Raw genomic sequence first — 20,444 nt, 5'->3', positions numbered from 1 at the left:
GCGAGCAGGCTGAAAAAATGGCAACCGTTGGCGCGGTTGCCATTTTTTTTGTGCAATCATTTTCAGCGTAGAGAGACCTGTGGGAGCGAGCCTGCTCGCGAAGGCGTCGGCACATTGAATATTCACGTTGCCTGACACGGCGCTTTCGCGAGCAGGCTCGCTCCCACAGGTGATCTCACCGCAAAGACACTCAGGAGTTCCCCACATGCAACGCATCGACCATTCACTGCCCTGGAGCCATCTCGGGAGCGAGCGTACCCTCAGCGTGTTCCGTTATGGCTCCGGCCCGCGCAAGGTGTACATCCAGGCCAGCCTGCACGCCGACGAACTGCCGGGCATGCGCACGGCCTGGGAGCTGAAGCAACGCCTGGCCGAACTTGAACGACAGGGACAACTGAACGCTGTGATCGAATTGGTGCCGGTGGCCAATCCCATTGGCCTCGATCAGCACCTGCAAGGCAGCCACATGGGGCGTTTCGAGCTGGGCAGCGGCAAGAACTTCAACCGCTCGTTCGTCGAACTCAGTGCGCCGGTGGCCGAATTGATCGGCGATCGCCTCGGCAGCGATGCCCAGGCCAACATCACACTGATTCGCCAGACCATGGGTCAGGTTCTCGACGGCTTGCCGGCAGCGACCTCGCAGCTCGAAGCGATGCACCGCCTGTTGCTGCGCCATGCCTGCGACGCCGACATCACCCTTGACCTGCATTGTGATTTCGATGCGGCGATTCACATCTATGCCTTGCCGCAGCACTGGCCACAATGGCAATCCCTGGCGGCGCGCTTGAAGGCCGGCGTGGCGCTGTTGTGTGAAGACTCCGGCGGCAGTTCGTTCGATGAGTCCTGTTCTTCGCCATGGTTGCGTCTGGCCAGGGCGTTCCCGGCGGCGGCGATTCCGCCGGCCAACCTGGCGACTACGCTGGAGCTGGGCAGCATGGGTGACACCCGCGTCGACCAGGCCCAGGCCAATTGCGAGGCCATTCTCGGGTTCCTCGCCGAGCAGGGTTTGATCTCCGGCACCTGGCCGGCGGCACCGGCCGAATGCTGTGAAGGCATGCCGTTCGAAGGCACTCAATACCTGTTTGCACCGCATCACGGTGTGGTCAGTTTCCTGCGTGAAGCCGGGGAGTGGGTGGAGAAGGGCGATGCGCTGTTCGAGGTGGTCGATCCGTTGAACGACAAGGTCACCATCGTACGGGCGGGTACCAGCGGTGTGCTGTTTGCCATTGACCGTGGGCGCTATACCCAGCCGGGCACCTGGCAGGCGAAAGTTGCCGGGCGTGAGCCGATTCGGGTGGGGAAGTTGATCAACGACTGATCCGGGGTTGGCCTGACAGCTTGTGTTTTTTTGTTGGTGTACATATCCGTTTTTTGGGTAACGGCGGCTGGCGGTTTCGCCCTTACGGCGACTCACTTTTTTTACAAGCGCCTAAAAAAAAGTAAGCAAAAAAACGCTCGCCCCGAACGTCCGGCCCCTCGCTTGGGCTCGGGGTTCCTTCGCTCCGGCATTCATCCGGGGGCATTGCCCCACGGTTTGCTTCGCTGCACCCCCCCGCAATGTGTGCGGCATGCGCCGCACGGCGCTGCGCGCCATTCCCCGGATGAACACCTCCGCTCAGCCTGTCGAGGCGGCGGGTGGATCAAGATCAAGATCAAGAGCGGCAGGCGAGCTAACACTCGGCCTGTTGAGTGGTGAAGGGCAGAGCGGGTGTACGCCGACCTGCTTTGCTCTGCTCTTCTGTGGGAGCTGGCTTGCCAGCGATGGCGGCCTGACAGTCGACCTGAATGGCGCGGGTGTGTAGGAGCGAGCCTGCTCGCGAAGGCGGCATCCGCCACGCCCGAGATGTTCCTGCCAGGTTCTCAGTGTTAGGCTCTTGCGCGAATCCTGCATTCCGTGAAGGAAGACCCATGTTGAAGATTCTCGCGTTGCTCACGCTGTTGGCATCCACTGCCGTTCACGCGCAAACCCCGCTGCAAACCGACTTGCCGCTCAAGTACCTGGAGCAGGCCAGCGCCGATTCGAACCATCAGCCCCTGGTGATTTTCCTCCACGGTTACGGCAGTAACGAGCAGGACCTGTTCGGCATCAAGGATGACTTGCCCGCGTCCTACACCTATTTGTCGGTGCGGGCGCCTTTGGTGATGGAGGCGGGTAGTTATCAGTGGTTTCGCAAGAAGGGCGAAGGGGCCTACAACGGGGAGACCGATGATCTGAAGTCCAGTGGCCAGGTGTTGTTGGATTTCGTCGCACAAGCCACGAAGAAGTATCACACCGAACCCGAGAAAGTGTTCCTGGTCGGCTTCAGCCAGGGTGCGATCATGTCCTACGAAGTGGGGCTGCGGCATCCCGAGGCGCTGGGCGGGATCGCTGCGTTGAGCGGGCGGGTCCTGCCGGTGCTCAAGGCCGAGCTCAAGCCGGATGAGAAGCGCCAGTCGCTGGCGATTTTCATCGGCCATGGCGAGCAGGACAAACGCCTTCCCTACAGTGACGGCACCGAAGCCAACAGCCTGTTGCAGAGCGTGTCACTCGAACCCGAGTTTCACGGCTACCCCGGTGTCGGTCACAACATCAGCGCCGACGAGATACAGGACTTGAGCGCCTGGTTGCAGCGCCTGAACCCCTGAGCCCTATTTTCCGCTGACGATCTGTTTGATCAGGGTTTCGTGGGCTGCCATGTCGCCAGGACGGGAGATCACCTGGATCACCGTCATGCGCGTGCCGGAGGCCGCCATCAGCGTGGTGGTGAGGGTCATGCCGCCGCCCTGTGTGGCGGTGCCATCGACCTGGCGCAAGCCCAATCCGGTTTTCCGGGTCAGGCTTTTCTCGCTGAGCTTGTTGTAGTCAGGCAGGGATTTGCGTTGCGCCAAATCGAAGTCGGCCACGGTGCTGTCGAGGAACTGGCCGTCGTTGTCCTTGACGTCGATACCCTTGGGCAAGTCGTTTTCAGCGGCGATGACCACGGTCTTGGTGGTCGCGTTGCTGTACAGGGTGCCTGTCGCTCCGTCCGGGCTGGCGGGCAGCGGGTTGGCGAGGAAACCCTTGGGCAGGTTGAACGTGAACTTGCCGCCAAGCATCGAGACTTGTTGGGCGGGCGCGTTATCGCTGGAAGTGGCCTTGGCCGCCTGCGCATTCAAAGCCCCCAGGCCGGTAGCAGCGGCCAGCAGCAGGACAAGGGCTTTTTTACTCAACAATGACATCGGAATCTCCAGGGATGGGCGCGCGGTGGGGCGCGATCATCCCACGGAGGTTGCGATGCATTCCAGTGTGCCCTAACGAGTGGTCACTCTCTTTTGACCGACTAATCACCTGTGGCGAGGGAGCTTGTCGGATCGCTGCACCGTCCCGCTCGACTGCGAAGCAGTCGCTCGTCCTCTCTATGCGGTACTCCTGAAAGAATGCAGGGGGCCGCTTCGCGACCCAGCGGGAGCAAGCCCCCTCGCCACAAAGATGTGCCCGGATCAGGCCTTGCGCCGTACCGGATAGCTCTGGATCACGTCGAGAAACTCGATCCGCCGTTCGCTGGCCAGCAGTTCCGGCAGCAACTGCTCGTAGTCCTGGCGGTACGGCTTGCTCAAGTGACGAGCGATGAAGTCTTGCTTGCTGCAGTTCCAGGTTTCGTACAGCACCAGGGTATTGGGCTCGTCCTGCAATTGGTGCACCCAGGTGTTGACGAAGTCCGGCTCGGCCGACATCTGATGCACCACATCCAGCAGGCGTTCTCTGGTTTCGGCAAAGCGTTCCGGTTTGGCCGGCAGGTAAACGATAAACGCGACTTGATCACTCATTTCATCACCCTCGAAGGCTGGAACCGGTGGATTACACCTGGTTTTGCGGGAACAGGTTGCGACGGGTTTCTTCGTCGAATTCGGCCTTGAGCACCAGTTTTTCTTTCAGGCCGTGGGCGCGCAGGGCGGCCGGGCGGGCGCTGATTTCATCGAACAGGCGCTTGACGTTCGGGTACGCCGCCAGACCGTTCTCGCCGAGGATGTAGGGCGCATAGTTGGCCCAGCCCCACAGGGCCATGTCGGCGATGCTGTAGGTGTCGCCAGCCAGGTACTGATGCCGGGCCAGGCGCTCGTCGAGGATGCGATAGTGGCGTTCGACTTCCTTGAAGTAGCGGTTTTTCGCGTAAGGCAGGTCTTCCGGTGCATGGTGCAGGAAGTGCACCGCCTGGCCGGAAAACGGTGACAGGCCGGTACCGATGAACATCAGCCACGAGAGCATTTCGGCCTGGCCGGCAGCGGACGTCGGCAGGAAGCGCTGATGTGTCTGCGCCAGGTGCAGCAGGATCGCCTGGGAGTCGAACACAGTGGCATCGCCATCCACCAGCGCGGGTACCTTGGCGTTCGGGTTGATCGCCAGGAAGGCTGGCTGGTGTTGCGCGCCCTTGAAGGTGTCGACGCCAATCAATTCGTAGGGTGTTTGCAGCTCTTCGAGCAGCAGGGCAACTTTCATCGGGTTCGGCGAAGGGTGGAAAAAGAATTGCATGGTGCAGGCCTCAGTCGGGTAGGGGTTGGAACTGAGGCTGATGTTGAAGCAAACCCGTTCGATTGACGTACGAGGTTGTTGCTCTACTCGTGCGAAACCATCGAACGGGTTGTCGGCGCTTTTTCCGGCGCCTGTGCGGTGGCGATCACCGCCCCGGCAATGATCAGTAGTGCGGGCACGATGAGGATCGGGCTGGCGTGGCCATGGCCGATGACGATCAGCAGCAGGGTCGAAATCAAGGGGGCCAGATAGGACAGCGCCCCCAGCGTCGCCAGGTTGCCATGTTTGGTGGCGTGGTCCCAGGCGAAAAACGCCAGCCCGGCCGGCCCGAGGCCAAGGACGACAATCGCAGCCCATTGATTGAAATCAGGCCATACGGTGGTTTCGAAGGCCAGATGGCAGACCAGCCCGGCGGCGGCCGACATGCCGCAGATTGCGCCGATGATACTGCTCGGTACTGCGCTGAAACGACGATTGAACACCGAGTAGCCCGCCCAGATCAGCGCACAGCCGAACGCTGCCAGATAGCCAGCGACCGGCATCGTCGCCGCCGAGTGGGTGGTGCGTTGCTGCATGATGAACGCAGTGCCCGCCAGGCCCAGCACCGCGCCGAGTACCTGGCGCTTGTGCAGCTTTTCTCCGGCAGCGAAGGCCGACAGCAGCACCAGCATCAAGGGCCACAGGTAATTGATCAGGCTGGCCTCGGCGGCAGGCGCGACCTTGAGGGCGAAAAAATACAGCGCGTGATACACGAAAATGCCGATGAAACCGGTCACCCAGACGGCCCAGGGTTGGCGCCAGCTGCTGAACCCGGCCAAACCGTGGCGGCCGAGGGTGATCAGGCTCGCGGCAAACGCCACGGCGAAACTCAAGGTCAGCAGCTCAAAGGGCGGGATGCCTTCGGTGAGGGTGGTCAATAACGCCAGGCAGGACCAGAGGAAGATCGCAATCACGCCCACGGCGGTCGCCGAACGGGCAGTGCGCAAGCGAGATGCAGTCATGTCTGTTCCTTCAGCGCGTTGAGGCGGGCAACATCCTGGCCCGATGACTTGATGCAGCTTAGCGTTTGATCGCCGTTCCTCCAGTGTCCGTCGTCGGGCCGAGCGGCCGTGCCAGCAAGCGCTTGGTCACGCCCAGCATGGCCACCGACACCGCGATGCCGAGGATAAAGGCGTTCATCCCCATCGTCGGCAGCGCCAGCGCCAATACCAGGCAGAAGGCCGCGAACGAATACATGCCGGTGGCGGTGGCGCGCAGCAACGCGGCGGTAAAGGCCGGGCCCCGGGTTTGCTGGGAGAACACCGCCATTACGCTGCCCAATACCGGGAACACCGCCAGCAAGCCGCTCCAGCGGTCGCCCACGGTGCTGGCCAGCAGCGTCACGACCAGCGTGAGCACCGCACCGGCCACCATGCGCAGCAGGAGCTTGTCGGATTTCGGCGCCGGGCCGCTGAGCACCGGTTGCACGGTGGGGAACAGGTACGGTGCGGCGAGCAGCGCGCTGGCGGCGGCGCCCACCGAAAACACCAGGGACGCCGGGACCAGCGACAGGGCAACCGCCAACACCGCCCAGGTCGACAGCGAGACCAGCAACGCCAGCGGCCATCCGGCCCGTTGTGCGACCTGGGCGTAGGTCACGCAAAACGCGATCATTGCGACCATGGCAGACAGCGCAGCGGTGGCCGATTGCGCAGCGAACGCCTGGCCTTGTTCAAGGGCGAGGAACAACAGGATCGGCCCGACCACCACCGGCAGTCCCGACAACCAGCCGGCCACGCTCGGCCCCCAGCGTTTGCCCGCCAGGGAAATCAGCAGCAGGAAGCCTGGAATCACCAGCAGTTTGAGCATCAACACGCGCACGTCTCCGACCTGTGTGAGGTGGCAACGGTAACATTGCATCAGGTAGATTGCCTTGTCTGTGTGCGAGTTTTGTATACAAAAATAAAGCCCCTCGAAAATTGTACGAAAGGGTCTTTTGCGCATACGTTTTGTCCGGGCATCCCGCAACGAGGCCAACCCGTCATGAACCGTCAACGATCGCTGCTGCGCCATGGTCTGTGGCTGCTTGTACTGCTGAGCTGTCAGGCCCTGGCCAATTGGCAGGATTCACTGCCCGGTGCGCAGATTCTCGGCAGTGGCGAATTCCGCAAGTACGGCTTCGATGTCTACAGTGCGCGGCTCTGGAGTACGTCACGGCCCTTGGCGAGCGATCAGCCGTTTGCCCTGGAATTGGTCTACCAGCGCAGCATTTCCCGTGAAGACCTGGTGAACGCCAGCATCAGGGAAATCAAGCGGCTTGCCGGTACCGAGATCAGTGACGAGCAACTGGCATCCTGGCAGGCGCAAATGCACCAGTCCTTCGTCGATGTGCAGGCTGGCACGCGTTTGACCGGTGTCTATTTGCCAGGGCAGGGCGCGCGGTTTTTTCTTGGCCAGCAGTTGTTGCGTGAAGTGAAGGACCTGCAATTCGCCCAGGCTTTTTTTGCCATCTGGCTCGATCCGCGTACCAGCAACCCCGAGCTGCGCCAGCAGTTGCTGGGGGCGGCACTCTGAACCTGTTGATTCTGCGGTTTTTGGGGTGACGGATCTGGCCCCTTCGCGAGCAAGCCCGCTCCCACAGTTAATCTTCAGTGCTCACAAATCCCCTGTGGGAGCGGGCTTGCTCGCGAAGAACGATAACGCGGTCTACCTGATAAAAACGCAGGCAAAAAAGAACCCGGTGCAACTTGCGTCACACCGGGTGTTTTTCCAGGCGGCGACGGTTCTTCGTGGGTCCCCGCGCCGTCTGTTGAACGCTTTAAGCCCGCTCGAGCGCCAGTGCCACGCCCTGACCACCACCGATACACAGGGTGGCGAGGCCTTTTTTGGCGTCACGCTTGAGCATTTCATGCAGCAGCGTCACCAGCACACGGCAACCCGAGGCACCGATCGGGTGGCCCAGGGCGATGGCGCCGCCGTTGACGTTGACCTTGTTCAAGTCCCATTCCAGGTCCTTGGCCACGGCCAGGGACTGTGCGGCGAAGGCTTCGTTGGCTTCAACCAGCTCAAGCTGGTCGATGGACCAGCCCGCCTTGTCCAGGCAGCGGCGAGTGGCCGATACCGGGCCGATGCCCATGATCGCCGGATCCACACCTGCGTTGGCGTAAGCGGCGATCTTTGCAAGCACTGGCAGGCCGAGGGCCTTGGCTTTGTCGGCGCTCATCAGGATCACGGCGGCGGCGCCGTCGTTCAGTGACGAAGCATTGCCGGCGGTCACCGAGCCATCTTTCTTGAAGGCCGGCTTGAGCTTGCCCAGGGAATCGGCGGTCGTGCCGGCCCGTGGCTGCTCGTCGGTGGCGAAGGACAACGGATCGCCCTTGCGCTGCGGGATCAGGATCGGTGTGATTTCGTCAACGAAGCGCCCGGCTTCGATGGCGGCCACGGCTTTCTGCTGCGAGGCGGCGGCGAACGCGTCCTGCTGCTCGCGCGTCAGGCTGTATTTCTCGGCCAGGTTCTCGGCCGTGATGCCCATGTGGTAATCGTTGAACGCATCCCACAGGCCATCGCTGATCATGGTGTCGACGATTTGCGCGTGACCCATGCGCAGACCGGTGCGCGCACCTGGCATGACGTAGTTGGCCAGGCTCATGTTTTCCTGGCCACCGGCGATGATCACCTCGGCGTCGCCGCAGCGAATCGCCTGGGCGCCCAGGTGCAGGGCCTTGAGACCGGAGCCGCAGACCTTGTTCAGGGTCATCGCCGGCACGGCGAAGGGCAGGCCGGCCTTGATGGCGGCCTGGCGCGCAGGGTTCTGCCCGGCGCCGGCGGTCAGCACCTGGCCCATGATCACTTCATCGACTTGCGCCGGGTCCAGGCCGGCCTGGGCCAGCAGCTGGCGGATCACCGCCGCGCCCAGGTCGACAGCGGAGACATTGGCCAGGGAACCCTGGAAGCTGCCGATCGCGGTGCGCGTGGCGGCAACAATGACGACTTCTTGCATGGAATGATTCCTCACTGGGCAGCGAACTGCATTTCCGGTACGTGGTCCGGGACGATCAGTTTACCAGCGGTTTTGGCGACGATTTCTTCAACGCTGACGCCAGGAGCGCGTTCCTTGAGGACAAAAGCGCCATTTTCGATTTCCAGGTAAGCCAGGTCGGTCAGCACGCGCTTGATGCAACCGGCGCCGGTCAGCGGCAGGCTGCATTGCGACAGCAGCTTGGACTCACCGTCCTTGGACGCGTGGGTCATGATGACGATGATGTTGTCTGCGCCAGCCACCAGGTCCATGGCACCGCCCATGCCCTTGACCAGTTTGCCGGGGATCATCCATGAGGCGATGTTGCCTTGCACGTCCACTTCAAAGGCGCCCAGCACGGTCAGGTCGACATGACCACCACGGATCATCGCGAAGGACTCGGCCGAGGAGAAAATCGACGCGCCGGTACGTGCGGTCACGGTTTGCTTGCCGGCGTTGATCATGTCGGCATCGATGGTTTCTTCAGTAGGAAAGGGACCCATGCCCAGCAATCCGTTTTCCGACTGCAGCATGACTTCCATGCCTTCGGGGATGTAGTTGGCGACCAGGGTCGGAATGCCGATACCGAGGTTCACGTAGAAGCCGTCCTGCATTTCGCGGGCGACGCGTTGAGCCATTTGTTCGCGGGAAAGTGCCATTGTTTTTATTCCTTCATTCGGTCCGGGGGCAGGGGATCACTTACGCACGGTGCGCTGTTCGATGCGCTTCTCGAACGTGCCGCAGATGATCCGGTCGACGTAGATGCCAGGGGTGTGGATCTGCGCCGGGTCCAGCTCGCCGGGTTCGACGATTTCTTCGACTTCGACCACGGTGATCTTGCCGGCGGTGGCCGCCAGCGGGTTGAAGTTCTGGGCGGTATGGCGATAGATCACGTTACCGAAATGGTCGGCTTTCCAGCCTTTGACGATGGCGAAGTCGCCGGTGATGGACTCTTCCATCAGGTACTTGCGGCCATGGAATTCGCGCACTTCCTTGCCTTCGGCAACCGGAGTGCCGACACCGGTGGCGGTGAAGAAGGCCGGGATGCCGGCGCCGCCAGCACGCATTTTTTCCGCGAGGGTGCCTTGCGGGGTCAGGATGACTTCGATTTCGCCCTTGAGCAGTTGCTCTTCGAACAGCTTGTTTTCGCCGACGTAGGACGCCACCACCTTGCTGATCTGGCGGTCGGTCAGCAGTACGCCCAGTCCGAAACCGTCGACGCCGCAGTTGTTGGAGACCACAGTGAGGTCGCGAGTGCCCTTGCGCTTGATCTCGTTGATCAGGTTCTCCGGAATCCCGCACAGGCCGAAGCCGCCAGCGATCACGGTCATGCCGTCTTCAAGACCTGCCAGAGCTTCCTCATAGGAACTCACGCGCTTGTCGAAACCTGCCATATGCACCTCTTTTATTCTTTGTGGGCGGCTGGCTAGCCGAATGGGGTTGAGTGTCGCGCTGCTTGATTCATTTGTTAAGTTGATTTTTAAGGTTGATTGATAGATAAAACTCAATAAACTGCTGCTCTAAACTTGCAGCTTGAAGCTAGCAGCTTACAACTTGAGCGTAGCGAGATGACCATCAAGCAGATCCGTGCCTTCCTGGCCGTGGCCCAGAGCCTGAGTTTCGCCGTGGCCTGCGAGCGCCTGCACCTGTCGCAGTCGGCCCTGAGCCTGACCATCAAGGCGCTGGAGGAGGGCCTGGGCGGGCGGCTGTTCACCCGCAACACACGTAACGTCGCGCTGACCGCCGAAGGCGAATCCCTGGTGCCATTGGCGCGCCGCCTGATCGCCGACTGGGACAATGCCGAGGACGAAATGCGCCAGCGCTTCACCCTGCAACGCGGCCGGGTGACCCTGGCGGCGATGCCATCGTTCGCCGGCAACCTGCTGCCGCCGATCCTCAAGACGTTCCGCGCCCGCTATCCGAATGTCAACGTCACGGTCAACGATGTGATCAACGAGCAGGTACTGGAAATGGTCCGTGACCGCCAGGTTGAACTGGGGGTGGCGTTCGAGCCGACAATGAGTTCGTCGCTACAGTTCACGCCGTTGTACATCGACCGTTTCGTCGCGGTGGTGCCCCTGGACTCGGCGCTGGCCGGGCTGGATGACATCGATTGGCAGACTCTGCTCAAGGAGCCGTTCATCACCTTGCAGCGACCTTCCACCGTGCGGGTAATGCTGGAAGAGCACCTGCAGGCCCGCGGCATGAAGCTGCCGGTGGAGTTTGAAAGCCATCAACTGGCGACGGTCGGGCGCATGGTCGCCAGTGGCCTGGGCGTAAGCGCCGTGCCAGCCTTGTGTGCCGGGCAGATGCGTGAACTGGGTGCGCGTTGCATCACATTGCGTGACCCGGTCGTGGAGCGGGCGCTTGGGGTACTGACGTTGCCGGGGGGAGAACTGTCGGCGGCAGCGCAGGCGATGTTTGATGTGTTGAAAGAAGAAAATTTCGGGCAACGAGTTGCCATGGGCTGATCACTGTTTCCTGTGGGAGCGGGCTTGCTCGCGAAAGCGGTGGGTCAGGCAAAAAAGATGTTGGATGTGCCGGCCTCTTCGCGGGCAAGCCCGCTCCCACAGGGGTATGTGTTGATCAGGAAGAGAGTCGCTCGGCCAACAACGGTAAAAGCTGCTCGCACGCCCCCTCGATCTTCAATTCCAGCATCTCGTCCGCCCGGGTCTTGCCCAGGTTGATCGCAATCAACGGCTTGCCCTGATCCACCACGGCCCGGCACAAGCGAAATGCCGAATAGGCCATCAACGACGAGCCGATCACCAACAACCCGGCAGCCTGTTCGACGGCGGCCATCGCCCTGGCCGCCGTGGCCTGCGCGACGTTCTCGCCAAAAAACACCACATCCGGCTTCAGCCGTTCCCCGGCGCAATGCGGGCAATGCGGGACCTGGAAGCGTGCCTCGAAGGCCGGGTCGAGCAAGGTGTCGCCGTCCGGCGCCTGCACGGCATCGACGCCGGCCAGGTACGGATTCTGTGTTTCCATCAAGCGCTGGATCGAATCACGCTCGCTGCGCCGGCCGCAATCGAGGCACAACACCCGATGCAAACTGCCGTGGAGTTCGATCACGTCATGGCTGCCGGCCTGGTCGTGCAGGGTATCGACGTTCTGGGTGATCAACCCGCCGATCTGTCGCCGGCCTTGCAGACTGGCCAGGGTGTCGTGGGCCACGTTCGGCTGCGCCTGACGCACCCGTGGCCAGCCAAGCATCGCCCGCGCCCAATAACGCTGCCGGGATTGCGGGGCTGAGAGAAATTCCTGGTACATCATCGGCTGCCGGCCCCGTCGCACGCCCTGGTTGTCGCGATAATCCGGGATGCCCGAGGGCGTGCTGATGCCAGCCCCGGTCAGGACCGCGAACGGCGCGTCGGCCATGAGCTGATGGAGGCGATCGAGCTGTTCGTGGATCAGCTTGTCGAACATGTTGTGCAGGCCTGTAGGAGCGAGCTCGCTCGCGATGGTCGTCAACGATAACACTGTAAGCCTGACACCCCGCGGCGTGATCGCGTTTATCGCGAGCAAGCTCGCTCCTACACCTACAGAGATGGCGGGGGGTGTTTATTTGCGCGCCTCCAGAATCAGGTTGAACGGCGTTTCGGTGGCCCGGCGAAAGCGCGTGAAACCGGCCTCTGTAAACACCTTGCGCAACCGCGCTTCACCGGCCTGGGCGCCGAGGCCGAGGCCGACTTCCTGGGACAGCGAGTTCGGCGTGCAGATAAACGTCGAGGCGGCGTAGAACAGGCGTCCGACCGGGTTGACGTTGTCGTCGAGCAAGTCGTTGGCGTAGGGCTCGACCAGCAGCACCGTGCCGTCGTCTTTCAGCGATTCATAAGCATGTCTGGCCGCGCCCACCGGGTCGCCCATGTCGTGCAGGCAGTCGAAGTAGCAGATCAGGTCGTAGTCGCTGCCGGGGTAGCTTTTGGCCGTGCCCTGGAAGAACCGGGCCCGACCGGACACGCCGCCTTCTTCGGCCCTTTGGGTGGCGACGGTCACGGAGGGCGCGTGGTAGTCGAAGCCGACGAAGCGCGAATCCGCAAAGGCCTGGGCCATGATCACCGTCGAAGCACCATGGCCGCAGCCGATGTCCGCCACTTTGGCTCCGGCTTGCAGTTTGGCCACCACGCCGTCGAGGGCCGGCAACCATTCGGCGACCAAATGGGCCTTGTAGCCTGGGCGGAAGAAACGTTCGGTGCCGCTGAACATGCACGGATGGTGTTCTCCCCAGGGCAGGGCTCCGTCACCGCGCATGGCGTTGACCAGCTTGTCCTTGTCGTGGAAAAACGAAGCGACGACACCGATGCCACCGGCGATATAGACCGGTGAATCTTCGATGGCCAGGGCCAGGGCTTGCTCTTCGGGCAGGCGGAACTGGCCGTCGTGGTGTTCCATGTAGCCGGAGGCGGCATGGGCGCTGAGCCATTCGCGCAGCAGGCGGGTGTTGCAGCCGGTTTTCCCGGCAAGGGTTTCGGGGGTGACGGGCTGGCTGTCGGCCATGGCCCGGTACAGGCCGAGCTCTTCGCCGAGGATGACGTTGGCAAGCATTGCCGCGCCGCCCATGTCATTCACCAGATTGCCCATGAAATCGTTGAGTCTGGCCTCGTCCATCACGTGTGCTCCTTCAGCAGGATCACGGTCCAGGGGCATTGTCTGGCGGGGCATTCGCCACTGGGCGGTGGTCGTGGGGATGTGCAGGACGCTGAGCCGGTCCTGTGTGCATTAAGTTTAGTTTGCAGCCCTGGCAGCGCGGCGTTGAGCGACGAAAGCTACCTGTCCCCGAGCGACACTGACCCCCACAGAGGGCTGATGTATCCCACTGTATCTCACCGGCCTTTCGATACAGTCCCGCGCAACTTCAGGCCCCTGCCGAACACAGTCCCGATACAAACCTGCGATGAACTGTGAAGGCCGTTTTGGCGCCGTTGATCCGTGGCGGCCAAGACGCTTTCCCTGGCCGTCGCAACCGGCGGTCGTACGCTCCTGACTCTGTTCCGCGCCTGATGCGGTCAAGGGGATATCCATGACAACGCTTGTGTCTCAAACCGATCCCGACGTCACACCCGTGGATCGCCTGCGGGTCGATCACTACACCCATGGCATCATCGGCCCAAGCCAGCCGATGCTCGGGCCATTGGCCGACGGCGGCACGCTGATCACCGGTACACCGCCGGGCTGTTGGGGGCCGATGATCACGCCAGCCTTCGAGGGCGGGCATGAAGTGACGCAACCGGTGGCGATCGCCGGGGCGCAAATCGGTGATGCGGTGGCCATCAAGATCAAAAGCATGCGCGTGACGTCGCTGGCGACTTCGTCCGGGGTCATGAGCTTTGTCGAGGGGCGCTACAACGGCGATCCGTTCGTCTCGAAATTCTGCTCCACCTGTGGCGCCGATCATCCCGCCAGCCATGTCGAAGGCATCGGCGCCGAGGCCATTCGCTGCAACCATTGTGGAGCTGAGGTCAGCGCGTTTCGGTTCAGCCACGGTTATGTGATTGTGTTCGATGCGCAGAACCAGGTCAGCCTGACGGTCAATCAGGACATCGCCAATCGCCTGGCGGGTAACGCTTCAGAAATGTCGGCACTGCCGGAGTTCGCTGCCCAACATTCGATCCTGTCCCTGGCCCGTGCCGATATCCCCGGCGTTGCGGCTCACATGCGGCCGTTTCTCGGCAACATCGGCACCTTGCCATCGCGGGACTTGCCCGACTCCCACAACTGCGCCGACTTCGGTCAGTACCTGATCAATGCACCGCACCGTTTCGGCATGACCCGCGAAGAACTGCACGCGGCGAAAACCGACGGCCACATGGACACCAACTCGATCCGCGAGGGTTGCGTGCTGATTTGCCCGGTGAAAGTTCCCGGTGCCGGGGTGTACATGGGTGACATGCATGCCCAGCAGGGCAACGGCGAGATCGCCGGACACGCCACCGATTGCTCCGGGGAAACCGAAGTGACAGTGGAAGTGGTGAAGAACCTGACCCTGGAAGGGCCGATCCTGTTGCAAAACCTCGATGACTTGCCGCCGATGGCCCGGCCAATGAACGCCGGACAAAAGGCTAAAGTCCGTGAGCTGGGCGAGCGTTGGGGGCAGCACGAGATCGAACAGAGCGGGCCGATCACCTTCATCGGCAGCGGCGAGAACCTCAATCTGGCGGTGGAAAACGGCCTGCAACGCGCCGCTTCCGTCACCGGCCTGCCTTATGACGAAGTCCTCAACCGCGCCACCATCACCGGCTCGATCGATATCAGTCGCCTGCCGGGCACGGTGCGTGTGACGTTCCTGTGCCCGATGACGGTGCTCGATCGCATGGGCATCGGCCATCTGGTGCGTGAGAAATACGATCTGGCCTGACAGCCAGTGGCGGGTTTGTACCGCAGTGTGTATGGACTTGCCGGCGATACAGACGCTGGCATTTTCCGGCACAAATGAACACAGGCCCGATACACCCCTTCGATTAACTGTGTCTGACGGCGAGCATCCATACGGTGCTCGCACCCCAGACACCGTTTGAGATCGACATCATGCAGACACCCATTCCCCCCGTAGCCAAGGCCAGCGCAGGGCTTGGCCTGCGTCGCGGTTTACTCAAAGACCTCCAGGCCGCACCGACAGGCGATTTCGACTTTCTGGAAGTCGCCCCGGAAAACTGGATCGGCATCGGCGGCGCCCATGGTGCGGCATTTCGGGCCCTGGCTGAGCGTTATCCGTTGTCCTGTCATGGCTTGTCCCTGTCCCTGGGCGGGCCGTCGCCGCTGGACGTCGGGTTCTTGCAGGAAGTCCGCGGCTTTCTCGATCACTACAACGTGCCGCTGTACAGCGAGCATTTGAGCTATTGCAGCGACGACGGTCACCTGTACGACCTGTTGCCGCTGCCCTTCACCGAAGAAGCGGTGCACCACGTCGCCGCGCGGATTCGTCAGGCCCAGGACATCCTCGGTCGACGCCTGGCGGTGGAGAACGTTTCCTATTACGCCGCTCCCCGACAGGACATGGACGAGGTGACATTCACCAATGCCGTGCTGCGTGAGGCCGATTGCGACTTGCTGCTGGACGTCAACAACGTCTATGTCAATTCGATCAACCACGGCTTCGATCCCCAGGCGTTTCTGGCCGGCATCGATTCCGGTCGGGTGGTGGCCATGCACATTGCCGGGCATTTCGACGAGTCCGATACCTTGAAGATCGATACCCATGGCGCTTCGGTCAAACCGGCGGTGTGGTCGTTGCTGGCCCAGGCGTATGCCCGGTTCGGTGCGCAACCGACCTTGCTGGAGCGCGATTTCAACTTTCCGGCATTCGCCGAACTGGTGGCGGAATTGCAGACCATTCGCCGTTTGCAGCAGGAGGGCGTGAACCGTGGATAAGTCGGGGCTTTTGCATCAACAAACCACCATGGGCCTGTACCTGCGTGACCCTGAACACAATGCGCCACCCGCCGAAATGGACCCCGCCCGGGCACAGGTTTACCGTGATCTGGTGTTTGCCAATCTGTCTTCGCTGCTCAGTGGCACTTTTCCGGTGCTGTTGAAAATTATTGGGGATGAGCAATGGCGTTCGCTGGTGCGGATCTTTTTGCGGGACTACCGGGCCCGGACTCCGAAGTTTGGTGAAATCGCTGAGGAGTTTGTCGAGTTTCTTGCGACCGGGCCCGAGGCGTTGAGTGAGGGGGCTTGGCCGTCGTTCATGGTGGAGCTGGCGCATTACGAGTGGGTGGAAATGGTTTTGCAGCAGTCCGATGCCGAGCCCCTGGTTGTCGGTGATGCGGCGATGTTGCTGGATCGGCCCTTGCAGGTGTCGCCGCTGGCCTGGCCGTTGGCGTATGCCTGGCCGGTGCAGTTGTTGGGGCCCGATTTTCAGCCGGAGGTTTTACCTGATCAGCCGACCTTTTTGCTGGTGCGTCGGGATGAGGACTGGAGTGTGAGGTTTTCCGGGTTGAGTCCGTTGGCGTGGCGGTTGTTGCAGCGCATTGGTGAGTTTCCCGGGCTGACCGGGGGTGAGCAGTTGCAGGGGTTGGCGGTGGAGGCGGGGCAGGTGGGTTCTTCGGTGTTTTTCGAGGGGGGGTTGGGGTTGTTGCGGCAGATGCATGGGGAGGGGGTTGTTGGGGTTGTTTGACCTTGGCGGCCTTTGGGCCGACCAGGCTGTTGTTGTGCTGTGTGTATATCCGTTTTTTGGGTTGTGGCGGCTGGCGGTTTCGCCCTTACGGCGACTCACTTTTTTTACAAGCGCCTAAAAAAAGTAAGCAAAAAAACGCTCGGGTATGACTCACCCACATAGGTAACAAAACAGTTCAAGCACATGGGGTCTCGGCCAGACACAGCTACAGGGAATGCCCAATTACTTTGTGGGAGCGAGCCTGCTCGCGAAGGCGGCCTGCCAGCCAACCAATTTCTTGCAGATGCACTCAGCATCTGTAGGAGCGAGCTTGCTCCGGGCGGCGTTCCGACGATGGACGTCAACGATGACGCGGGCGGTCTGAATCCCCGCGGTGTCCTGGCGTTTTTCGCGAGCAGGCTCGCTCCTACAGGGGGGGCGCGGTCACGTTAGATCAGGTCGGCCAGTAGGCCGCCTCGCTTTTGCTTTTGCTTTTGATCTGCTTGCCCCCTCGAGAGGCCGAGCGCAGGTTCTGCGCAGTGGGCAACCCGGCATGGATGGCGGGTTAGCCGCGTACGGCCATGGATGGCCGATCGCGGCGGGCCCACGGAGCAGGACCGGAGCGAGGGAATGCCGAGCCTTGGCGAGGCACCGAACGTCAGGGGCAAGAGCCCTTGGTTACTTGGGGCTCTTCCAAGTAACCCGCTGTAAGAGCGGAACCTTAAGTGGCCGTTACCGCAGAACCGGATATGTACACAAAAACAACGTCGCCAGCCAAAAAGCCTTCGCAAGCCGGATTGCTCACGAAGCCACCCTGCCACCCAACCCTTTCCTTACGCCTGGCCCGGCAATCTCAGCTCGGCACACAACCCGCCACCTTCACGGTTGCTCAAGGTCAGCCCTCCGCCAATCGCGATCGCCAATTGCTGGGCAATCGCCAACCCCAACCCGGTACCGCCGGTGCTGCGGTTGCGGGAGTTTTCCACGCGGTAGAAGGGTTCCATCACTTGCTTGAGTTCTTCCTCGGCGATCCCCGGGCCGCGGTCGAGGATCTTGATCGACAGGTTGCCATCGGCCTGTTTTTCCACCTGCAACTCGGCTGCGCCGGCAAACTTCAAGGCGTTGTCCGTCAGGTTGACCAGCACTCGGCGCAAGGCGTGGGGGCGGGTGTCGATGACGGTTGCGCTCTTGCCGGTGAGTTGAACGTCCTTGCCCATGTCCTGGTAGTCGAACACCAGGCTGTCGAGGAACGAGTCGAGGTCGGTGCGGCGGCTTTCTTCGGTGGCGCCGTGGATGCTGCGGGCGTAGGCCACGCCTTCGCGTACCAGGTGTTCCATCTCGCCCAGGTCGTTCCACAGTTTGTCTTTTTCGCTGGAGTCGTCCATGAATTCGGCGCGCAGCTTCATGCGGGTGATCGGGGTTTGCAGGTCGTGGGAAATCGCCGCGAGCAATTGCATGCGTTCTTTCAGGTACGCCGCGATGCGTGCCTGCATCGAGTTGAAGGCCTTGGCGGCGTGGGCGACTTCGCTCGGGCCTTTTTCGTTCAGGAGCACGGGGTGGGCATTGGGGTCCAGGTTCTCGACAGCGTCAGCGAGGCGGGTGAGGGGGCGGATGGCGATTCTGACCGCCAGCCAGGAGCAGGCGAGCATCAGCGCCAGCTGCCCGAGCAACACGATGGGCAGCCAGGGCGACAACGGCACCATCGCCGGGCGAACGTCGATGGTCAGCGGGCTGCCATCGGCCAGGTTCAAGTGCACCTGAAAATGTTTGTTCGGCCCCGGGATGTCGGTAAAGCTCATCGGGTAATCGTGACCGATGGCGTCCTTGATCGAGGCGATGGCGATGGGCGCATCGGGCATGTCGGTGCGTATGGGCGTGCCCGGCGAGCCCTCATTGAGCAGGTAACGGTAATTGCGTCGTTCCAGTTGTTGCAGCCAGCCGGCCCGTTCATCGGCGGGCAAGCGGTCGAGGATGGCAATGGACGTGGAAACGTCGGTTTCCAGGTTGCCGAGCATGGTGTTTTTCGAGGATTCGTAGCGCTCGTAGTACTGCGCGCCAAAGGACAATGCCTGGGCGAGGATCAGGCCGATCAGGAAGATCAGCGACAGCCGCGAAGCCAGGGTGCGCGGCCAATGCAACGCCTGCCTCATGATTGATCGCCCAGGATTTCCACCGGCAGGGAAAACACATAGCCTTCGCTGCGCACGGTCTTGATGTAGGCCGGTTCGCGGGCGTCGTCCAGCAGGCGCTGGCGCAGACGGCTGACCAGCAGGTCGATGGATCGGTCGAACAGATCGGCGTCGCGACCCTGGGTCAGGTTGAGCAATTGATCACGGTTGAGCACCCGTTGCGGATGATCGAGAAACACCCGCAGCAATCGATACTCGGCGCCGCTCAGGGCAACCATGGTGCCGTCTGCATCGAGCAGGTGACGGGCCGAGGTGTCCAGGCGCCAGCGACCGAAGGCCAGCAGGCGGCTGGCTTCGGTTACCACCAGGTTCGGCGGCAGCATGCGGGTACGCCGCAGTACCGCGTTGATCCGCGCCAACAGTTCACGGGCCGCGAAGGGCTTGACCAGGTAGTCGTCGGCGCCCATTTCCAGGCCGAGGATGCGGTCGGTTTCATCGTTGCGGGCGGTGAGCATCAGCACCGGCGTGGCCTTGTGTTTGCCGGCGCGCAATTCGCGGCACAGCAGCAGGCCATCGTCCCCCGGCATCATGATGTCCAGCACGATCAGGTCCACCGGGGTGGTTTCCAGAAAGGCGCGCATCTGCCGTCCATCCGCCACGACGGTGGTGCGCAGGCCGTTCTTCTTCAGGTAGTTGCCTACCAGCTCGCGGATTTCGCGGTCATCGTCAACGATGAGGATGTGATCAACGTGATCCATTGGGCCAAACCTCTGATGAATGGGGATTGCCACACAGTCTATCGAGCCTCGGCGGGGTCGCCTGCCGCCCTTTGTATTGCAGTGTATCCGGCCTGCCTGCGGATACACACGAAGGCAAAAAAGCCGGTTTCCAGCGGTTTTGTATTGCTTTGTATCCAGGCACCGTTCTGATACGTACCGATTGATTCTCGCCGATTCCCGACACAGACGAGATACCTCGCAAGCTTTTAATAGGTTCCATCGAGGCAAACCAGAGCGCCTCGGATCAACCAACGATCAGCCTGTTGAAACCTTGAGGAACTCGCCATGAACACCAAAGCCATCTACGCCGCCTGCCTGTTTGCCGCCCTGAACATCTGCACCCTGTCGGCCCGTGCCGAAGCCGATGTCACTCCAAAAACCTACACCTACGGCACCCAACTTGACATCAGGAAGGTGGTGGCGCTGACCGAGGACTCTGCACCTTCTTGCGGCGTGGTGAATGCGCGGCTGACGTACCTCGACTCCCAATCGAAAACCCAGGTGCTGGATTACCGCAAATTCGCCGACAACTGCAACTCGCAAAACTGAGTGTTGCGATCAACCACCCTTTAATCCATTTGAAACAGGAAGGACATCATGAAAAACATTTCCCGCTACCTGACCGCCATCGCCTTTGCCGTCGCCGGTGCGGCAGCCCACGCCAACGCCGCTGTCGAGCAAAGCGCCTGCGCCAGCAACACCTGCTTCCAGCTCACGCCGATAGCCGAGAAGGGCACCCAGGGCTTCCTCGCGCAAGACGGCTCCAGCCGCACACCGCAAGGGCAGATGCTCGCCGAGAACGGCGCCAGCCGCACGCCTCAGGGCCAACGGCTGGATGAGCAAACAGCTTGAGAACACCCGAATCCACTGTGGGAGCTGGCTTGCCAGCGAAGGCGGCCTTGCAGGTGACATCTCTAGTGAATGTTCCGACGTCTTCGCGGGCAAGCCCGCT

General features: G+C 61.7%; 21 protein-coding genes. 9 read left to right on the top strand and 12 right to left on the bottom strand.

Features of this window, described 5'->3' with window-relative positions; all coding sequences use genetic code 11:
- Positions 1-205: 205 nt before the first annotated feature.
- Positions 206-1,318 carry a succinylglutamate desuccinylase/aspartoacylase family protein gene (locus ACLD1X_RS23550; RefSeq protein WP_429371754.1) on the top strand — a complete coding sequence of 371 codons (1,113 nt, stop codon included), beginning with the start codon at positions 206-208 and terminating at the stop codon, positions 1,316-1,318.
- Between the two features lie 590 nt (positions 1,319-1,908).
- Positions 1,909-2,625, top strand: a complete 717-nt coding sequence (locus ACLD1X_RS23545; protein WP_429371752.1) for an alpha/beta hydrolase — start codon at positions 1,909-1,911, stop codon at positions 2,623-2,625.
- 3 nt (positions 2,626-2,628) lie between these two features.
- Here ACLD1X_RS23545 and ACLD1X_RS23540 read toward each other — a convergent pair whose 3' ends face one another.
- The 5 genes from ACLD1X_RS23540 to ACLD1X_RS23520 form a co-directional block, all read right to left on the bottom strand.
- Positions 2,629-3,198, bottom strand: a complete 570-nt coding sequence (locus tag ACLD1X_RS23540; protein ID WP_429371750.1) for a hypothetical protein — start codon at positions 3,196-3,198, stop codon at positions 2,629-2,631.
- Positions 3,199-3,459: 261 nt separating this feature from the next.
- Complete coding sequence (locus ACLD1X_RS23535; protein WP_429371748.1) at positions 3,460-3,786, bottom strand: putative quinol monooxygenase; 327 nt, start codon at positions 3,784-3,786, stop codon at positions 3,460-3,462.
- Positions 3,787-3,817: 31 nt separating this feature from the next.
- Complete coding sequence (locus ACLD1X_RS23530) at positions 3,818-4,489, bottom strand: glutathione S-transferase family protein (RefSeq protein ID WP_429371746.1); 672 nt, start codon at positions 4,487-4,489, stop codon at positions 3,818-3,820.
- A gap of 83 nt (positions 4,490-4,572) precedes the next feature.
- Positions 4,573-5,490, bottom strand: coding sequence for an aromatic amino acid exporter YddG (yddG, locus tag ACLD1X_RS23525; protein ID WP_429371744.1), 918 nt, complete (start codon positions 5,488-5,490; stop codon positions 4,573-4,575).
- Between the two features lie 58 nt (positions 5,491-5,548).
- Complete coding sequence (locus ACLD1X_RS23520) at positions 5,549-6,343, bottom strand: hypothetical protein (RefSeq protein ID WP_429371859.1); 795 nt, start codon at positions 6,341-6,343, stop codon at positions 5,549-5,551.
- A gap of 168 nt (positions 6,344-6,511) precedes the next feature.
- Here ACLD1X_RS23520 and ACLD1X_RS23515 point away from each other — a divergent pair, with 168 nt between their 5' ends.
- Positions 6,512-7,042 (top strand): chalcone isomerase family protein, encoded by a 531-nt coding sequence (locus tag ACLD1X_RS23515; RefSeq protein ID WP_429371742.1) that lies wholly within the window; start codon positions 6,512-6,514, stop codon positions 7,040-7,042.
- Between the two features lie 244 nt (positions 7,043-7,286).
- On the opposite strand, the gene ACLD1X_RS23510 is transcribed toward ACLD1X_RS23515, so the two are convergent.
- Genes ACLD1X_RS23510 through ACLD1X_RS23500 form a run of 3 tightly spaced genes read right to left on the bottom strand, consistent with a single transcriptional unit; the run spans position 7,287 to position 9,880 of the window.
- Complete coding sequence (locus tag ACLD1X_RS23510; protein WP_429371740.1) at positions 7,287-8,468, bottom strand: acetyl-CoA C-acetyltransferase; 1,182 nt, start codon at positions 8,466-8,468, stop codon at positions 7,287-7,289.
- Positions 8,469-8,479: 11 nt separating this feature from the next.
- The gene (locus ACLD1X_RS23505) at positions 8,480-9,145 is read right to left on the bottom strand and encodes a CoA transferase subunit B (protein WP_157713070.1); all 666 of its coding nucleotides are present in this window, start codon (positions 9,143-9,145) and stop codon (positions 8,480-8,482) included.
- A 36-nt stretch (positions 9,146-9,181) separates the two neighbouring features.
- On the bottom strand, positions 9,182-9,880 hold the full coding sequence (locus ACLD1X_RS23500) for a CoA transferase subunit A (protein ID WP_046816298.1): 699 nt from the start codon (positions 9,878-9,880) through the stop codon (positions 9,182-9,184).
- A gap of 174 nt (positions 9,881-10,054) precedes the next feature.
- Here ACLD1X_RS23500 and ACLD1X_RS23495 point away from each other — a divergent pair, with 174 nt between their 5' ends.
- On the top strand, positions 10,055-10,957 hold the full coding sequence (locus ACLD1X_RS23495; RefSeq protein ID WP_429371737.1) for a LysR substrate-binding domain-containing protein: 903 nt from the start codon (positions 10,055-10,057) through the stop codon (positions 10,955-10,957).
- A gap of 115 nt (positions 10,958-11,072) precedes the next feature.
- On the opposite strand, the gene ACLD1X_RS23490 is transcribed toward ACLD1X_RS23495, so the two are convergent.
- Positions 11,073-11,915, bottom strand: a complete 843-nt coding sequence (locus ACLD1X_RS23490) for an NAD-dependent protein deacetylase (RefSeq protein ID WP_429371735.1) — start codon at positions 11,913-11,915, stop codon at positions 11,073-11,075.
- Between the two features lie 135 nt (positions 11,916-12,050).
- On the bottom strand, positions 12,051-13,097 hold the full coding sequence (locus ACLD1X_RS23485) for a class I SAM-dependent methyltransferase (RefSeq protein WP_429371733.1): 1,047 nt from the start codon (positions 13,095-13,097) through the stop codon (positions 12,051-12,053).
- 412 nt (positions 13,098-13,509) lie between these two features.
- Between ACLD1X_RS23485 and ACLD1X_RS23480 the strand changes: the two genes are divergently transcribed.
- The 3 genes from ACLD1X_RS23480 (at position 13,510) to ACLD1X_RS23470 (ending at position 16,605) form a co-directional block, all read left to right on the top strand.
- Positions 13,510-14,844: an acetamidase/formamidase family protein gene (locus tag ACLD1X_RS23480; RefSeq protein WP_429371731.1), complete on the top strand. Its 1,335-nt coding sequence runs from the start codon at positions 13,510-13,512 to the stop codon at positions 14,842-14,844.
- 170 nt (positions 14,845-15,014) lie between these two features.
- Complete coding sequence (locus ACLD1X_RS23475) at positions 15,015-15,857, top strand: HvfB family MNIO-type RiPP peptide maturase (protein WP_429371729.1); 843 nt, start codon at positions 15,015-15,017, stop codon at positions 15,855-15,857.
- Positions 15,850-16,605, top strand: coding sequence for an HvfC family RiPP maturation protein (locus ACLD1X_RS23470; RefSeq protein WP_429371727.1), 756 nt, complete (start codon positions 15,850-15,852; stop codon positions 16,603-16,605). Before ACLD1X_RS23475 ends, ACLD1X_RS23470 begins: the two co-directional genes overlap by 8 nt.
- A gap of 812 nt (positions 16,606-17,417) precedes the next feature.
- Here the strand turns inward: ACLD1X_RS23470 and ACLD1X_RS23465 are convergent.
- Both ACLD1X_RS23465 and ACLD1X_RS23460 read right to left on the bottom strand, forming a co-directional pair.
- Positions 17,418-18,734, bottom strand: a complete 1,317-nt coding sequence (locus tag ACLD1X_RS23465) for an ATP-binding protein (protein WP_429371725.1) — start codon at positions 18,732-18,734, stop codon at positions 17,418-17,420.
- Positions 18,731-19,471 carry a response regulator gene (locus ACLD1X_RS23460; RefSeq protein ID WP_008023822.1) on the bottom strand — a complete coding sequence of 247 codons (741 nt, stop codon included), beginning with the start codon at positions 19,469-19,471 and terminating at the stop codon, positions 18,731-18,733. Before ACLD1X_RS23460 ends, ACLD1X_RS23465 begins: the two co-directional genes overlap by 4 nt.
- A gap of 306 nt (positions 19,472-19,777) precedes the next feature.
- Between ACLD1X_RS23460 and ACLD1X_RS23455 the strand changes: the two genes are divergently transcribed.
- Both ACLD1X_RS23455 and ACLD1X_RS23450 read left to right on the top strand, forming a co-directional pair.
- Complete coding sequence (locus ACLD1X_RS23455) at positions 19,778-20,041, top strand: DUF2790 domain-containing protein (RefSeq protein WP_429371722.1); 264 nt, start codon at positions 19,778-19,780, stop codon at positions 20,039-20,041.
- A gap of 48 nt (positions 20,042-20,089) precedes the next feature.
- A complete protein-coding gene (locus ACLD1X_RS23450; RefSeq protein WP_429371720.1) occupies positions 20,090-20,344 on the top strand; it encodes a hypothetical protein in 255 nt (84 codons plus the stop codon).
- The last annotated feature ends 100 nt before the right edge of the window (positions 20,345-20,444 follow it).

Source organism: Pseudomonas sp. 18173, assembly GCF_050432945.1.
Lineage (GTDB): Bacteria > Pseudomonadota > Gammaproteobacteria > Pseudomonadales > Pseudomonadaceae > Aquipseudomonas.
The sequence above is the reverse complement of the archived record's forward strand: the minus strand, read 5'-3'. Positions and strand labels throughout refer to the sequence as shown.

Excerpts from the sequence above, each read along its gene's own strand:
- ACLD1X_RS23550 (WP_429371754.1), top strand. The coding sequence starts at position 206 with ATGCAACGCATCGACCATTCACTGCCCTGGAGCCATCTCGGGAGCGAG.
- ACLD1X_RS23545 (WP_429371752.1), top strand. The coding sequence starts at position 1,909 with ATGTTGAAGATTCTCGCGTTGCTCACGCTGTTGGCATCCACTGCCGTT.
- ACLD1X_RS23540 (WP_429371750.1), bottom strand. The coding sequence starts at position 3,198 with ATGTCATTGTTGAGTAAAAAAGCCCTTGTCCTGCTGCTGGCCGCTGCT.
- ACLD1X_RS23535 (WP_429371748.1), bottom strand. The coding sequence starts at position 3,786 with ATGAGTGATCAAGTCGCGTTTATCGTTTACCTGCCGGCCAAACCGGAA.
- ACLD1X_RS23530 (WP_429371746.1), bottom strand. The coding sequence starts at position 4,489 with ATGCAATTCTTTTTCCACCCTTCGCCGAACCCGATGAAAGTTGCCCTG.
- yddG (WP_429371744.1), bottom strand. The coding sequence starts at position 5,490 with ATGACTGCATCTCGCTTGCGCACTGCCCGTTCGGCGACCGCCGTGGGC.
- ACLD1X_RS23515 (WP_429371742.1), top strand. The coding sequence starts at position 6,512 with ATGAACCGTCAACGATCGCTGCTGCGCCATGGTCTGTGGCTGCTTGTA.
- ACLD1X_RS23510 (WP_429371740.1), bottom strand. The coding sequence starts at position 8,468 with ATGCAAGAAGTCGTCATTGTTGCCGCCACGCGCACCGCGATCGGCAGC.
- ACLD1X_RS23505 (WP_157713070.1), bottom strand. The coding sequence starts at position 9,145 with ATGGCACTTTCCCGCGAACAAATGGCTCAACGCGTCGCCCGCGAAATG.
- ACLD1X_RS23500 (WP_046816298.1), bottom strand. The coding sequence starts at position 9,880 with ATGGCAGGTTTCGACAAGCGCGTGAGTTCCTATGAGGAAGCTCTGGCA.
- ACLD1X_RS23495 (WP_429371737.1), top strand. The coding sequence starts at position 10,055 with ATGACCATCAAGCAGATCCGTGCCTTCCTGGCCGTGGCCCAGAGCCTG.
- ACLD1X_RS23490 (WP_429371735.1), bottom strand. The coding sequence starts at position 11,915 with ATGTTCGACAAGCTGATCCACGAACAGCTCGATCGCCTCCATCAGCTC.
- ACLD1X_RS23485 (WP_429371733.1), bottom strand. The coding sequence starts at position 13,097 with ATGGACGAGGCCAGACTCAACGATTTCATGGGCAATCTGGTGAATGAC.
- ACLD1X_RS23480 (WP_429371731.1), top strand. The coding sequence starts at position 13,510 with ATGACAACGCTTGTGTCTCAAACCGATCCCGACGTCACACCCGTGGAT.
- ACLD1X_RS23475 (WP_429371729.1), top strand. The coding sequence starts at position 15,015 with ATGCAGACACCCATTCCCCCCGTAGCCAAGGCCAGCGCAGGGCTTGGC.
- ACLD1X_RS23465 (WP_429371725.1), bottom strand. The coding sequence starts at position 18,734 with ATGAGGCAGGCGTTGCATTGGCCGCGCACCCTGGCTTCGCGGCTGTCG.
- ACLD1X_RS23460 (WP_008023822.1), bottom strand. The coding sequence starts at position 19,471 with ATGGATCACGTTGATCACATCCTCATCGTTGACGATGACCGCGAAATC.
- ACLD1X_RS23455 (WP_429371722.1), top strand. The coding sequence starts at position 19,778 with ATGAACACCAAAGCCATCTACGCCGCCTGCCTGTTTGCCGCCCTGAAC.
- ACLD1X_RS23450 (WP_429371720.1), top strand. The coding sequence starts at position 20,090 with ATGAAAAACATTTCCCGCTACCTGACCGCCATCGCCTTTGCCGTCGCC.